This is a genomic window from Salinicola tamaricis (assembly GCF_003006155.1).
In the GTDB taxonomy this organism is placed as follows: domain Bacteria; phylum Pseudomonadota; class Gammaproteobacteria; order Pseudomonadales; family Halomonadaceae; genus Salinicola; species Salinicola tamaricis.
In genome coordinates, this window is sequence record NZ_CP023559.1 from 3668600 (window position 1) to 3682582 (window position 13983).

Annotated in this window: 12 protein-coding genes and 2 pseudogenes; 9 read left to right on the forward strand and 5 right to left on the reverse strand. The window is 61.9% G+C overall.

The genetic code is table 11. The features are described from left to right. Nucleotides 1-19: 19 nt before the first annotated feature. Nucleotides 20-472 carry a transcriptional repressor gene (locus CN538_RS16910; RefSeq protein WP_035473375.1) on the reverse strand — a complete coding sequence of 151 codons (453 nt, stop codon included), beginning with the start codon at nt 470-472 and terminating at the stop codon, nt 20-22. 849 nt (nt 473-1321) lie between these two features. Between CN538_RS16910 and cyoA the strand changes: the two genes are divergently transcribed. The 5 genes from cyoA (at nt 1322) to cyoE (ending at nt 6057) form a co-directional block, all read left to right on the forward strand. After that, nucleotides 1322-2215, forward strand: a complete 894-nt coding sequence (gene cyoA / locus CN538_RS16915) for a ubiquinol oxidase subunit II (protein ID WP_242495813.1) — start codon at nt 1322-1324, stop codon at nt 2213-2215. Nucleotides 2216-2219: 4 nt separating this feature from the next. Then, nucleotides 2220-4202 carry a cytochrome o ubiquinol oxidase subunit I gene (cyoB, locus tag CN538_RS16920; protein WP_106420189.1) on the forward strand — a complete coding sequence of 661 codons (1983 nt, stop codon included), beginning with the start codon at nt 2220-2222 and terminating at the stop codon, nt 4200-4202. Between the two features lie 2 nt (nt 4203-4204). Then, a complete protein-coding gene (gene cyoC / locus CN538_RS16925) occupies nt 4205-4822 on the forward strand; it encodes a cytochrome o ubiquinol oxidase subunit III (protein ID WP_106420190.1) in 618 nt (205 codons plus the stop codon). Between the two features lies 1 nt (nt 4823). Beyond that, entirely contained in the window at nt 4824-5096 is a 273-nt protein-coding gene (locus CN538_RS16930) for a cytochrome o ubiquinol oxidase subunit IV (RefSeq protein ID WP_340638163.1), read from the forward strand. A 67-nt stretch (nt 5097-5163) separates the two neighbouring features. Beyond that, nucleotides 5164-6057: a heme o synthase gene (gene cyoE, locus CN538_RS16935; RefSeq protein ID WP_106420191.1), complete on the forward strand. Its 894-nt coding sequence runs from the start codon at nt 5164-5166 to the stop codon at nt 6055-6057. 114 nt (nt 6058-6171) lie between these two features. Here the strand turns inward: cyoE and CN538_RS16940 are convergent, their stop codons facing one another. From CN538_RS16940 to gorA, 4 genes and pseudogenes are all read right to left on the reverse strand, one after another. After that, nucleotides 6172-6567: an ectoine synthase gene (locus CN538_RS16940; protein WP_035473384.1), complete on the reverse strand. Its 396-nt coding sequence runs from the start codon at nt 6565-6567 to the stop codon at nt 6172-6174. 104 nt (nt 6568-6671) lie between these two features. After that, a complete protein-coding gene (gene ectB / locus CN538_RS16945) occupies nt 6672-7940 on the reverse strand; it encodes a diaminobutyrate--2-oxoglutarate transaminase (RefSeq protein ID WP_106420192.1) in 1269 nt (422 codons plus the stop codon). Between the two features lie 85 nt (nt 7941-8025). Beyond that, nucleotides 8026-8604, reverse strand: coding sequence for a diaminobutyrate acetyltransferase (ectA, locus tag CN538_RS16950; RefSeq protein ID WP_106420690.1), 579 nt, complete (start codon nt 8602-8604; stop codon nt 8026-8028). A gap of 279 nt (nt 8605-8883) precedes the next feature. After that, nucleotides 8884-10257 (reverse strand): annotated as a pseudogene (gorA, locus tag CN538_RS16955) (glutathione-disulfide reductase). Nucleotides 10258-10550: 293 nt separating this feature from the next. Between gorA and can the strand changes: the two are divergent. From can to CN538_RS16970, 4 genes and pseudogenes are all read left to right on the forward strand, one after another. Further along, nucleotides 10551-11183, forward strand: coding sequence for a carbonate dehydratase (can, locus tag CN538_RS16960; protein WP_106420193.1), 633 nt, complete (start codon nt 10551-10553; stop codon nt 11181-11183). 64 nt (nt 11184-11247) lie between these two features. Then, nucleotides 11248-12009 (forward strand): ABC transporter substrate-binding protein, encoded by a 762-nt coding sequence (locus CN538_RS25545; RefSeq protein ID WP_340638164.1) that lies wholly within the window; start codon nt 11248-11250, stop codon nt 12007-12009. Continuing rightward, nucleotides 11978-12909 (forward strand): annotated as a pseudogene (locus CN538_RS25550) (ABC transporter substrate-binding protein). The gene CN538_RS25545 and the pseudogene CN538_RS25550 overlap by 32 nt, the downstream one beginning before the upstream one ends. Before the next feature lie 44 nt (nt 12910-12953). Further along, nucleotides 12954-13928 carry an ABC transporter permease gene (locus CN538_RS16970; RefSeq protein ID WP_422917523.1) on the forward strand — a complete coding sequence of 325 codons (975 nt, stop codon included), beginning with the start codon at nt 12954-12956 and terminating at the stop codon, nt 13926-13928. Nucleotides 13929-13983 lie beyond the last annotated feature (55 nt).

Consider the following 13983-nt stretch of genomic DNA (forward strand, 5'->3'; position numbering starts at 1 on the left):
GCGGGGTGTTCGCGGTCTATCAGGCGCGCTCGGCGCCGTCGCGACAGGCATCGCAGGTACCCAACAGCTCGATGGTCTGGCGCTGGATGGTAAAGCCGCGCTCCCGCGCCGTACTCGCCAGTATCTCGCCGACGGCTTCCTGATGCAGTTCCTCGACACGGCCGCAGTGGCGACAGATTAATAGCTGAAAGCGATGCACATGCTCCGGGCACGGGCAGGCAATATAGGCATTGAGCGATTCGATACGGTGCACCAGACCCTGCTCGATGAGAAAGTCGAGCGCGCGGTAGACCGTCGGCGGGCGCGCCGCAGCGTGTTCGTCGGAGAGCCGGTCGAGCAGATCGTAAGCCTTGAGCCCGCCGGGCGTGGCGGAGATCAGTTCGAGCACGCGGCGCCGGATCGGCGTGAAGCGCACGCCGCGTTCCTGGCACTGTTGGTCTGCCTGTCTGAGCAGGGCATCCGAGTCGATCATCGACAATCCCGAGCCGTTGTACAAAGAATTGGCCATTCTACGCGCTCACCTTGAGCAGAGCCACCGAGCGCCTGGCCAGATGCCGCGGCGCCTGAAATCACGCGCGCATGCGCGCGAGGCAAGCGGTGGATACCCGTAGAGGAGGCTACTGATGATCAGAAAGGAGATGGCACCAATGGCTGTCAGCAACGACTGGGAAAGCTTTCGCATAGTGTATTTAACATAATATATATTATGCGAAGTCTTGGTTGCCAAGGTGGTCGCCAAGGACGAAGGTGGCCAATGACCCTTCATCATCGTGTCTACCCAGCGCTTCGCTGCCTCGTATGCCACCGACTTCTTGGCTTCTCTTGTCCTGTATCAGATGCAGCGCACGCCGGTCTGGTCTGAGTGCGCCCGTCCCGGCAAGATGGCTCGCGTTCTTCTCCTGCGCTGTGCCGCTGGCCCATCATGCCAAATGCACCCACGCCGAATGGGTTGGGCCTTCAGGGCGCACGTCGCGTGCCGATGGACTAGTCTGAATGACGCCGCCAAACAGCCTGGATGACCCGACGTCCACGTCTGCGACAGGTGGTGCGACAGATAGTGCGACAAATCGCCACACGCGCGGCACTTTGCCGCCACCAGCCTGCTGGGCAAGGTTTTTTTAGGTACAATGTCGTCCGCGAAATCCCTACTTCGTTGGCGACTTGTCGAGGCCGATGGCAACGGCGGTTCTCGTCATTCGAGTTGTCAGCCCTGGCGAGCGGCGTATGATGCAGGCCGCTAGCCGATGTTGCAGGGCCAAAAGCTTTCCTCCACTGGGGTCGTGAGATGAGAAAAAGGAACTCCCTCAAGTATTTGAGTGTGATGACGTGGCTGACCGTACCACTGCTGTTGAGCGGTTGCGGTTCGGCACTGATGGACCCGAGTGGTCCTGTTGGTCAGGGGCTCAAGTCACTGATCATCACCGCTTTCGGTCTGATGCTGATCGTGGTCATTCCGGTCATCGTGATGACCATCCTGTTCGCCTGGAAGTATCGCGGCACCAACCTGGCGGCCAAGTACACGCCGAACTGGGAGCACTCCAACGTCATCGAGCTTTTCGTATGGGCCATCCCATGCGTCATCATCCTCTTCCTGGGGATTCTCACCTGGCAGACGTCGCACTCCTATGATCCGCACAAGCCGATCGCCAGTGCAGACGAAACCATGACCATCGATGCGATCTCGCTCGACTGGAAATGGCTGTTCATCTATCCCGAGCAAGGCATCGCCACGGTCAACGAGCTGGCCATGCCGGTGAATACGCCGGTGCACTTCCGGGTCACCTCGGGCACGGTGATGAACTCGTTCATGATTCCCAACCTGGGCAGCCAGATCTATGCCATGGCCGGGATGAACAACGACGTCTATCTCGAAGGCAGTGAAATCGGCACCTTCCGTGGTCGTTCGACCCACTACAGCGGCGAAGGTTTCTCGGAAATGCTGTTCGACGCCCATGTGACGTCGCAAGCCGATTTCCAGGCCTGGGTCGACAAGGTCAAGCAGTCGCCCGACACGATGATGTTCCCGGACGACTACAACAAGCTGGCACAGCCGACCATCGGCGCGCCGGTGCAGTATTTCTCGCAGGTTTCGCCCGACTTCTACGGCGACCTGATCAGAAGCTACAAGTCTGGTCACGGTGGTCCGCAGAGCCATGGCGAGCACAACCAAGCACAGGAGCCTTCAATGCCCATGAGTGCGCAGGCAGCGGAGTAACGTCATGTTCGGAAAACTCAGCTTAGATTCGATTCCCTACCATGAGCCGATCATCATGGTCACGGCGACGGTCATCGGAATCGTCGGCGCCCTGGTCGTCGGGCTCATTACCTACTATCGCAAGTGGGGCTATCTGTGGCGCGACTGGATCACCTCCATCGACCACAAGAAGATCGGGATCATGTACTTCCTGGTCGCCTTGGTGATGCTGGTCCGTGGCTTTGCCGACGCGATCATGATGCGTACCCAGCAGGCTATTGCCGCCGGTGGCGCCGAGGGCTATCTACCGCCCCACCACTACGATCAGATCTTCACCGCCCACGGTGTGATCATGATCTTCTTCGTCGCCATGCCCATGGTCATCGGCCTGATGAACCTGGTGGTGCCGCTGCAGATCGGCGCTCGCGACGTTGCCTTCCCGTTCATGAACAACGTCAGCTTCTGGCTGTTCGCTGCCGGCGTCATTCTGGTGAACATTTCGCTGGTCGTCGGTGAATTCGCCAAGACCGGCTGGCTCGCCTATGCGCCGCTATCGGAGTTGCAGTACAGTCCAGACGTCGGGGTCGACTACTGGATATGGTCACTGCAGATATCGGGTATCGGGACGACCCTGACCGGTATCAACTTCTTCGTCACCATCCTGAAGATGCGCACCAAGGGCATGACCCTGTTCCGCATGCCGATCTTCACCTGGACGGCGCTGTGCACCAACGTCCTGATCATCCTGTCGTTCCCGATCCTGACCGCGACCATCGCCCTGCTCACGCTGGATCGCTACCTGGGGATGCACTTCTTCACCAATGACATGGGCGGCAGCCAGATGATGTACGTCAACCTCATCTGGGCCTGGGGCCACCCTGAGGTGTACATCCTGATCTTGCCGGCATTCGGTGTCTTCTCCGAGGTCATCTCGACCTTCACCAAGAAGCGTCTGTTCGGTTACAAGACCATGGTCTGGGCCACGGTGGCGATCACCTTCCTGTCGTTCATCGTCTGGCTGCACCACTTCTTCACCATGGGTGCCGGTGCCAACGTCAACGCCTTCTTCGGCATCACGACGATGATCATCGCGATACCCACGGGTGTGAAGATCTTCAACTGGCTGTTCACCATGTACCGCGGGCGTCTCGAGTTCACCACGCCGGTACTGTGGACCATCGGTTTCATCATCACCTTTACCCTGGGTGGCATGACCGGTGTCATGCTGGCCGTGCCGGGCGCCAACTTCGTGCTGCACAACAGCCTGTTCGTCATCGCCCACTTCCACAACGTCATCATCGGCGGCGTGGTCTTCGGCATGCTGGCTGGCTTCACTTACTGGTTCCCGAAAGCGTTTGGTTTCACCCTGAGCGAGAAATGGGGCAAGCGCTCCTTCTGGTGCTGGCTGGTCGGCTTCTACATGGCCTTCATGCCGCTCTACGCACTGAGCTTCTTCGGTGCCATGCGTCGCATGCAGTCCTACGAGCAGACCGAGTGGCAGCCGCTGATGATCGTCGCCTGGGTCGGCGCCGTGATCATCGCTCTGGGCATCGCCTGCATCGTGATCCAGCTCGTGGTGAGTATCCGCGACCGCGAGAAGAATCGCGACGTCACCGGCGACCCGTGGGATGCCCGTACCCTGGAGTGGTCCACCTCCTCGCCGCCCCCGAACTACAACTTCGCCCATCTGCCGGAGGTTCACTCCATCGACAGCTACTGGGAGATGAAGCAGCAGCCGGGTGGCTTCAAGCGTGAGCTGTCGACCCACTTCGAAGACGTGCACATGCCCAAGAACACCAACGAAGGTCCGATCCTGGGGCTGTTCAGCCTGATCTTCGGCTTCGCCCTGGTGTGGCACATCTGGTGGCTGGTCGCCGTTGGCGCCATCGGCATGTTCGTGACCTTCATGGTGCGTATCCACAACGATGACGTGGACTATCACATCCCCGCTGCCGAGGTCGAAAAGACCGAGCGTGAATACCACAAACGGTTGGAGATGCAGGCGTAACCATGGCAACCGATACCCTGACTAACCACGACGCTCATGCCCACGACGGGCATGAGCATCACGATGCCGGCGCGATGAAGGTGTTCGGCTTCTGGATCTACCTGATGAGCGACCTGGTGATCTTCGGATCGCTGTTCGCCACCTTCGGGGTCCTGGGCACCGCTACCGCCGGTGGCCCGACCTCGCAGGAGATCTTCGAGCTGCCCTTCGTGCTGGTCGAGACCTTCCTGCTGCTGGTGAGTAGTTTCACCTTCGGCCTGGCCGTGCTGGCACAGAACGCCGGTGATCGCGGTGCCGTGCTCAAGTGGCTGGCCGTGACCTTTCTGCTCGGCTTCGGCTTCGTCGCGATGGAGGTGTACGAGTTCCATCACCTGATCGCCCAAGGCCATGGCCCGGATCGCAGCGCCTTCCTGTCGGCCTTCTTCACCCTGGTCGGCACCCACGGTCTGCACGTGACCTTCGGCCTGATCTGGATCGCGACCATGTTCATCCAGATCTCGCGCCGCGGTCTCGACAGCGTCACCAAGCCGCGCATGCTGTGCCTGAGCCTGTTCTGGCACTTCCTGGACATCGTCTGGATCTGCGTCTTCTCCTTCGTCTACCTGTTTGGAGCCATGTAACATGAGCGATATCCATACCTCTCATGACGGCGCCAGCCATGGCAGCTACAAGTCGTACTTCATCGGCTTGGTCCTCTCGATCGTACTGACGCTGATCGCGTTCGGTGTTGTCATGGCCGGTGGCTTCAGCGTACCGGTGATGATGGTGACCGTGGTGGTCACTGCCATTGCGCAGGTGCTGGTGCAGCTGGTCCTATTCATGCACCTGAATACCAAGGCCGAAGGCGGTTGGAACTTCATCGCCATCGTCTTCACGTCGGTATCCTGGGGCTGATCATTGGTGGTTCCCTATGGATCATGCACAACATCCACGTCAACATGATGCTGAACTAAGCACGCAAATGGCCCTCAAGCCCTATTTGCTGCTGACCAAGCCCGGCATCATCTTCGGCAACCTCGTGACAGTCATCGGCGGCTATTTTTTGGCCGCCGGTGGCCGTTTCGATCCCCTGCTGTTCTTTGCTGCGGTGATCGGCACCTCGTTGGTCGTGGCCTCCGGCTGCGTCTTCAACAACGTGATCGATCGAGACATCGACCAGCACATGGCGCGCACGCAGTCGCGCGCCATGGTCACCGGTCAGATCTCGATTCCGGTCGCACTGTTGCTGGGTGGCGTACTGGGTGTGCTCGGTTTCGGTTTACTGGCGTGGCAGACCACGGCACTGGCCACCGGCTTCGCTGCCTTCGGGTTCGCGATCTACGTCGGCGCCTACAGCCTCTATCTGAAACGCCATTCGGTCTACGGCACGCTGGTGGGGAGTCTTTCCGGGGCCTCGCCGCCGGTGATCGGCTACTGTGCCGTCAGCGGTCAGTTCGATCTGGGCGCCCTGCTGCTGCTGATCATCTTCAGCATCTGGCAGATGCCCCACTCTTACGCGATCGCGATTTTCCGCTTCAACGACTACGCCTCGGCGTCGATTCCCGTGCTGCCTGTCAAGTGCGGCATCGGGGTGGCCAAGCGGCATATCGTGATCTATACCGCACTCTTCGTGGTGGCGTCGGTGATGCTGAGCGTGGCCGGCTACACCGGCTGGATCTACGCGATCGTGGCCGTGGCAGTGGGTCTTTACTGGCTGGTGATCACCCTGCGCGGTTACCGCGCGGAGGATGATCAGGCCTGGGCCCGCAAGGTGTTCGGTTTTTCGATCATGGTGGTCACCGCGCTTAGCGTGATGATGTCGGTCGACAGCCGCCTGCCGATGGCAGAGTCGATCGTGTCGTTGGCACTGGGTTGAAGTCGTGGTAGCAGGTCGTAGTTAATAGACCGTGGTAATAGAAAGACGGGCAGCCCTGAGGCTGCCCGTCTTTTTTTGATGCCCTGCTTACGTCGCGCTGGTCAGAAGCGCAGATCACGCTTCCGGCGGAGCGTAGGAGCCATCTTCGCGGTGGACCTCGCGGCCCGTCAGCGCCGGCAGGAAGACGCAGGCCACGGTCATGCCCTTCTCCTTGCCACGCAGCCAGTGCTCGTCGTGCTGGTCGAGCAGGTACATATCGCCGGCCTTGATGGTATGGATCTTGCCATCGGCGATGGTTTCGACTTCACCCTCGCCCTCGTAGCAGAACACCGCCTCGATATGGTTCTTGTAGTGGATATGGGTTTCCGTGCCCGGATGGATCCGGGTGATGTTGAAGGAGAAACCGCAGTTGTCGTCGGCCAGCATCAGACGGGTGCTATCCCAGTTGCCGTTCTCGGCTTCGACGAAACGCTCGGTCTTACGGCACTCTTCCAGGTTACGTACGATCATCGATTCTGCTCCTCGGGGATGAATTCGAGGTCTGCCTTCACCAGGCAAACCCCGGGTGACACTTACCCGGCGCGAGCGACCGCGCCGGCCAGAGACGTCATGTCTCAGCCAATGGCTTCTTCCACGCTGCGCTCGAGAATATCCAGACCCTCGAGCAGATCTTCGTCGCTGATCACCAGCGGACACAGGCACTTGATCACTTGGCCATCATGACCGGCGGTCTCGATGATCAGGCCGTTCTCGAACGCCTTGGCAGTGATCTTGTCGGCGATCTCGCCCTTGCGCACGTCGATACCGCGCATCAGACCACGGCCGCGCTCACTTGCCTCATGGCCACGCTCGGTCAGCCAGGCAGCGATCTTGGTGAAGCGCTCTTCGACGATACGGCCCTTGCGCTGGACGTCACGCTCCAGCTTGTCATCACTCCAGAAGTGCTTGAAGGCGGCGGCAGCGGTGACGAAGGCCATGTTGAAGCCGCGGAAGGTGCCGTTGTACTGGCCCGGTTTCCACTTGTCCAACTCGGGGCGCATCAGCACATGGGCGAACGGCAGACCATAAGCCGAGAGTGACTTCGAGTTGGTGACGATGTCCGGCACGATGCCGGCATGCTCGAAGCTGAAGAACTTGCCAGTGCGCCCGCAGCCGGCCTGGATATCGTCGACGATCAGCAGGATATCGTGGGCGCGGCAGATACTCTCCAGGCGTTTCAGCCAGTCGAGGCCGGCGGGATTGATGCCGCCCTCACCCTGTACGGTCTCGACGATGACACCGGCGGGCAGGTCGAGGCCACCGGAGTTGTCGCCCAGCAGCTTCTCGAAGTAGTCGAGGGTGTCATTGCCATCGCCCATGTAGCCGTCGAACGGCATGAAGCTCGCGCCCTGGGTGGGAATGCCACCGGTGGCTTCGCGAAACTTGCGGTTGCCGGTGGTCGCCAGCGCTCCCATGGTCACGCCGTGGAAGCCGTTGGTGAAAGTGACAATGTTGTGACGGCCCTTGGCCACACGCGCCAGACGGATCGCCGCCTCGACGGCGTTGGTGCCGGTCGGCCCCGGCAGGTGCACCTTGTAGTCGAGACCGCGCGGCTTGAGGATCACCTCTTCCAGGGTTTGCAGATAGTCACGCTTGGCCTGGGACCACATATCGAGCCCGTGGGTGATGCCATCACTGGTGATGTAGTCGACCAGCGCTTCCTGCAGCTTGGGGTGATTGTGGCCGTAATTGAGGGTGCCGGCACCGGCGAGAAAGTCGATGTATTCGCGCCCGCCCGCCTCGTCGGTCAGACGCGCGCCCTTGGCCGTGGTGAAGACGGTCGGGAAAGAGCGCGAATAAGTCCGTACCTCGGACTCCATACGTTCGAGAATCTGGGTCTGCATGCAACCTCCCTGGCTGATGATGTACAAGTGATGAAGCTTGGAGACGGCCCGGCAGCCTAGGGTGACCGGCTGCCGGCGCCGGAAGTCAGATGTGCTGCGGGTCGAACGGACCGATACGGACCAGATTTTCCGGATCGTGTTCGCCGCCGAGCTGATCGGTGGAGAAGTATTCGCGGCTGATCAGCGGCGCCTGCCAGCGATCCGCCAGCCGCTTGAACAGCCCCCAGGACGCCTGATTGTCCGGAGTGATGGTGGTCTCGAGATGATTGACGCCGGCAAGCTCCGGGCGGCTCAGCACTGCCTCCACCAGGCGGCGTGCAAGCCCCGTGCCGCGTGCCTTCTCGCCTACCGCGACCTGCCACAGAAAGTAGATGTCGGGTGCTGCAGCCTTGACGTAGCCGGAGACGAAACCGACGATCTCGCCCTCCTCCGTGGTCGCCACGGCGCAGCTATCGCGGAACTGCGTCGCCAGCAGCAGATAGGCGTAACCCGAGTTCACATCGAGCGGCGGGCATGCCTTGACCAGCTCGTAGATGCCCCAGCCGTCCTCCGTGGTCGGCTTGCGGATGAACAGCGGCATATCGGGTTTGCCGACCACCGCATCTGCCACCGTGGGTCTTGCCAGATCCGCCGAAGGGGTGAATGCCGGGTTGGGATTGGTCATCTTGTCCATCGCCATGACTAATGTCTTAACAGGATAACAAGGTGTCGCGCCTGCTTCAAACGGCAGGTTATCCACCCATCCGATTTCAATAAACAATGGTTATGCCATATTGACGAGCGTCTTGGAGACACCGTCAATCGCAGCTTCCAGTCTAGACCAGCAGGGAAAAAACGCCTGTGGCGGGATCTAAGAGCCTCCAGCGGGAGCCGGTAGGCGTCATGCCCGCCAACGCAAACGGCCACCCGAAGGTGGCCGTCGATGTGCACTGTGCTGCGAGGCTCAGCGGCGGGTGACGCTGCGCATGGTGACGAACTCTTCCGCCGCGGTCGGGTGAATACCCACGGTGGCATCGAAGTCGCTTTTGGTCAGTCGGGCGCGGACGGCGATCGCCAGACCCTGGATGATCTCGCCGGCCTCCTCGCCGACCATGTGGGCGCCCACCACGCGATCGCTCTCGTCATCGACGATCAGCTTCATCAGACAGCGCTCGTCGCTGCCGGAGAGAGTGTGCTTCATTGGTCGGAAGTCGGCGCTGTAGACCCGGATCGCCGCATAGCGCTCGCGCGCTGCTTCTTCGGAGAGCCCCACGGTACCGATATTGGGGTGGCAGAAGACTGCGGTGGCAATGTCGTCGTAATCGAGCGCCCCCGGGGTGCTGCCATCCTGATGATCGACGAAAGTGATGTGCCACCAGATGCATCGCCTCCGCCAGCGCCACGGGTGTCAGTTCCGGTCCGCCGGTGACGTCGCCAATCGCCAGGATCGACGGGATCGACGTCTCGAAACGCTCATTGACCTTGAGCGTACCATCGTCGTTCAGCGTCACGCCCAGGGTGTCGAGACCCAGCCCTTCCAGATGCGGGCGGCGGCCGGTAGCCGCGAGTACCGCATCGACCTCGAGCTGCTCGCCATTGGTCAGCGTCACTTCCAAGCCACTGTCGAGCTGGCGAATGCGCTCGATGTTGACCTCGAAGTGCAGGTTGACGCCCTTCTTGCCCATCTCGTCGCGGGTGAACTCGCGGACTTGCTGATCGAATCCGCGCAGGAACAGGTCGCCGCGGTAGATCAGATGGGTCTCGGAACCCAGGCCATTGAAGATACTGGCGAACTCCACCGCGATATAGCCGCCGCCCAGGACCAGGAAGCGCTCGGGGAAGCGCTCGAGATCGAACACTTGATTGGAGCTGATGGCGAGCTCACTGCCTTCGAATGGCGGAACCCAGGGCCAGCCTCCCACTGCCACCAAGATCTTTTCGGCGCTGATGCGCTCGCCATCGATCTCCACGCTATGGGCATCCAAGACCTTGGCGCGACCGTTGATCAGGGTCACGCCAGCGTTATCGAGCAGCCGTCCGTAGATCCCGTTGAGGCGCGCGATCTCCGCCACCTTGTTGTCACGCAGTGTGGCCCAGTCGAAACTGGGCGCCTGCGGCAGGGTCCAGCCGAACCCGGCACTATCCTCGAAGGCGTCATGGAAGTGAGCGGCGTAGGAGTAGAGTTCTTCGGCACGCAGCCGACATTGACGCAGGTACCGCCAAGATAGCGATCTTCGGCCACCCCCACGCGCGCTCCATTTGCCGCCGCGGTTCTCGCAGCACGCACGCCGCCGGAACCGGCGCCGATGACGAACAGGTCGTAATCGTAACTCGCCACTGTCTGACTCCTTGGAAAATGTTGTCGCGATCATACCAGCCCAGTTCGGGGGGCGGGAAAGACCTTGCCTATCAGGGCCATATACCCAGCCAATGCGCCCCACCCATCAACCCGGCCACCGCTCCAGCATAGTCGGCCTACGCACGCGCTCTCTATCTCACCCTCTCCTCTCGGCATCGCCCAATACGTCCCTACCTGGGCATCTCACTACGCATACCGGTCGGAATGACCTAGAATTCTCCCCCTCGTGCGGCGTATAGCGTCCGTCTCCCTTCAGGTTTCAGGTGACCTCCATGAGCATCGACACGCTCCTCAAGCAGAACCGTCAATGGGCGGACAGCATCCAGCAGCAGGATCCCGATTTTTTCACTCGCCTCTCTCAGCAGCAGAACCCCGACTATCTGTGGATCGGCTGCTCCGATAGCCGCGTACCCGCCAACCAGATCGTCGATCTGCCGCCGGGCGAGGTCTTCGTCCATCGCAATGTTGCCAATCTGATCTATCACAACGACATGAATGCGCTCTCGGTAGTGCAGTTCGCCGTCGACGTGCTCAAGGTCAAGCACATCATGGTGGTCGGCCACTACGGCTGCGGCGGGGTCAAGGCGTCGATCACCGGCGGCGAGCACGGTATCGTCGACTACTGGCTGCACAGCGTCAGCGAGCTGTACCAGCAGCACAAGCGTGAACTCGAGGCGTTGCCACTGGAGGAGCAGGTCGATCGCCTGTGTGAGCACAACGTCCGCCTGCAGGTCGCCAATCTGTGCCGGACCAAGATCATCCAGCGCGCCTGGGAGCGCGAGCAGCCGCTGTCGGTGCATGGTTGGGTCTACGGGCTCAAGGATGGCCGCGTCAACGATCTCGGCTGCACCGTATCGCGTGCTGACCAGACCGGCACGATCCGCATCATGCCCGGCGCCTGCTGAGCGACTGGGGCGATCACCACGTCGCCGATCGATGATAATAGACAAGCACTTCGATGAGGCACGCATGCGCAACAGCAACCGGCTTGAGGCCCGGCTGGCAACGCTTTTCACGACGCGGGCGCGACGGCGACTCCTGGGCGCGCTCCTGCTCTGCGCCAGCGTGCTCCCCGCGACCGCCCGCGCCGACGCTGCCACTCTCGACGTGGCCTATGACACCCTGCCGGTGTCGCTGGACATTCATGAGCAGCTCACGGTGGGCGTGCTCAGACTTGCACACCTGGTGTTCGACCCATTGGTGCGTTGGGACCGCCACCTGGGGCTCGAGCCGCGTCTCGCCACGTCCTGGGAGCGTCTGGACGACACCACGCTGCGCCTGCATCTACGCCGTGGGGTGCACTTCCACAGCGGCAACCCGTTCACCGCGCGCGATGTCGCCTGGACCGTGGCGCGGCTCAAGCGCAGCCCCGACTTCAAGGCGATCTTCGCCCCCATCGTCGACGTCACGGTGGTCGACGACGCCACCATCGATCTGCATACGCGGAGCCCCTTTCCGCTGCTGCTCAATCTGGCGACCTACATCTTTCCCCTGGATAGCCGCTTCTACAGCGGCCAGCTCCCCGCGGGGGCCGGCGATCGCCAGGGCCAGGACAAGGCGGCGATCGTCAAGGGTGGCGATACCTTCGCCTCACGCCATATGTCGGGTACCGGACCGTTCGAGGTCACCCGCTTTCAACCCGGCGCCCGGATCGAACTGACACGTTTCCCCGGCTATTGGGACCACGCCTCGCCGGGCAATGTCGAGCACCTCTCCGGTGGCGATCGGTGAGAGTGCGACCCGGGTGGCAGCCCTGCTGGCCGGCGATGTCGACTTCATTGCGCCGGTGCCGGCCACCGCCCTGACCCGCCTCGAGCATGCGCCGGGGATCGATCTGGTCACCATGCCCGGGGTGCGCATCACCCTGCTGCAGCTCAATCAGCGCCGGGTGCCCGCCTTCCGTGACCGCCGCGTGCGTCTGGCGATGAATTATGCCGTCGACCAGCGCGCGATCGCCAAGCACCTGCTGGAGGGTTCGTCACCCCGGCGGCGCAGATGTCACCTGAAGGATATGCCGGGCACGACGAACAGCTCACCCCACGTTACGATCTGGCCAAGGCCCGACGGCTGATGCGCGAGGCCGGTTATCCGGATGGCTTCGAAGTCACCCTGATGGCACCCAACAATCGCTATGTCAACGATGCCCAGACCGCGCAGGTGGCGCTGGCCGTGGCGGCGATGCTGGCCAGATCCATATCCGGGTCGATTTCAAGACGCGTGCCGAAGAATCAGTACTGGACGGAGTACGATCGCCGCGCTGCCGATATCATGATGATGGGGTGGTACTCGGACACCGGCGACTCGGCCAACTTCTTCGAATACCTGACCTTCTGCCCTGACAGTCGCAGCGGCACCGGCCAGTACAACGCCAGCGAGTACTGCAACCCGGAGCTCGACTCACTGGTCGCGCTGGCCAACAGCGAGACCGATATGCGCCGGCGTACCAGCATGCTGCGACAGGCCGAGGCGATGGTTTACGCCGACGCTCCGTTCATTCCGCTCTACTGGCAGAATCTGGCCTGGGCGGCGTCCGATCGGGTCGCCATCGAACCGGTACTCAACGTGATGAACATGCCCTACCTGGGCGACGTGGTGGTGACACCCCGCGCCGGGGAGACCCACAGCCGCTGAGCGAGCTGGGGAAGAACGTGTGCTGGGGGAAGGAGAGACGCTGGATGTCGATGACGCGCTTTCTGTTCAAGCGCTTGCTGCAGGCGGTAGGGGTACTGCTGGCGATCAGCCTGATCGCCTTCGTGCTGCGCGACGCCCTGCCCGGCGCGGACGGGGCCAGCAGCGGCGCTGCCTGGCGGCGCTATCCGCAGTTCCTGGGCGAGCTGTTGCGGCTGGATTTCGGCACCTCGAGCTTTTTCCATCGCCCGGCGCTGGAAGTGGTGCTGGGCTATCTGCCGGCGACCGTGGAGCTGGTGCTCTCCGGCAGCCTGCTTACCGCCCTGTTCGCCGTGCCGCTGGGAATCTACAGCGCGATCAAGCCACACGCCACCGTGGCGCGCCTGATCCTGCGACTGGCTGCCCTTGGCGTCTCGCTGCCGGTGTTTCTGACCGCCATTCTGCTGATCCAGGTATTCTCGCTGGGCCTGTCCAGCGCTACGACCGGCGCCTCTACAGGCTGGCTGGCCGACCTCGGTGGCATGCCCGCCTATGGGCGCGGCAATCCAGTACCGCTGTGGGGCAACTGGGCGACCAACTTCGCCTCGTGGCAGGGACTCGCCTATCTCGCCCTGCCGGCGCTGTCGCTGGCCGCGGGCATGCTGCCGCTATTCGTGCGCCTGATCCATACCGAGATGCGCCGCGTGCTGGCGAGCGACTATATCCGCTTCGCCCACGCTCGCGGGTTGTCACCATGGCGCATCTACGCCTGGCACGCGCTCAAGAACGCGCTGCTGCCGGTGGTGACCCTGGGCGGTATCCAGCTAGGCTCTCTGATGGCCTACACCCTGCTGGTCGAGAGCGTGTTCCAGTGGCCCGGGGTGGGCCTGATGTTCCTCGATGCGGTGGAGCGCGGCGATCGCCCGCTGATCGTGACCTATCTGCTGGTCGCCGGCGTGCTGTTTCTACTGATCAACACCCTGGTCGATCTCTGCTGCCGGCTGCTCGACCCCAGGGTCGTGGCGCCAGGGGGGATGCAGTGAATTCGCTCTCCTCGAAGACGTCGTCGGGTCCGCTGATGAACGCGCTCGGCCGCCT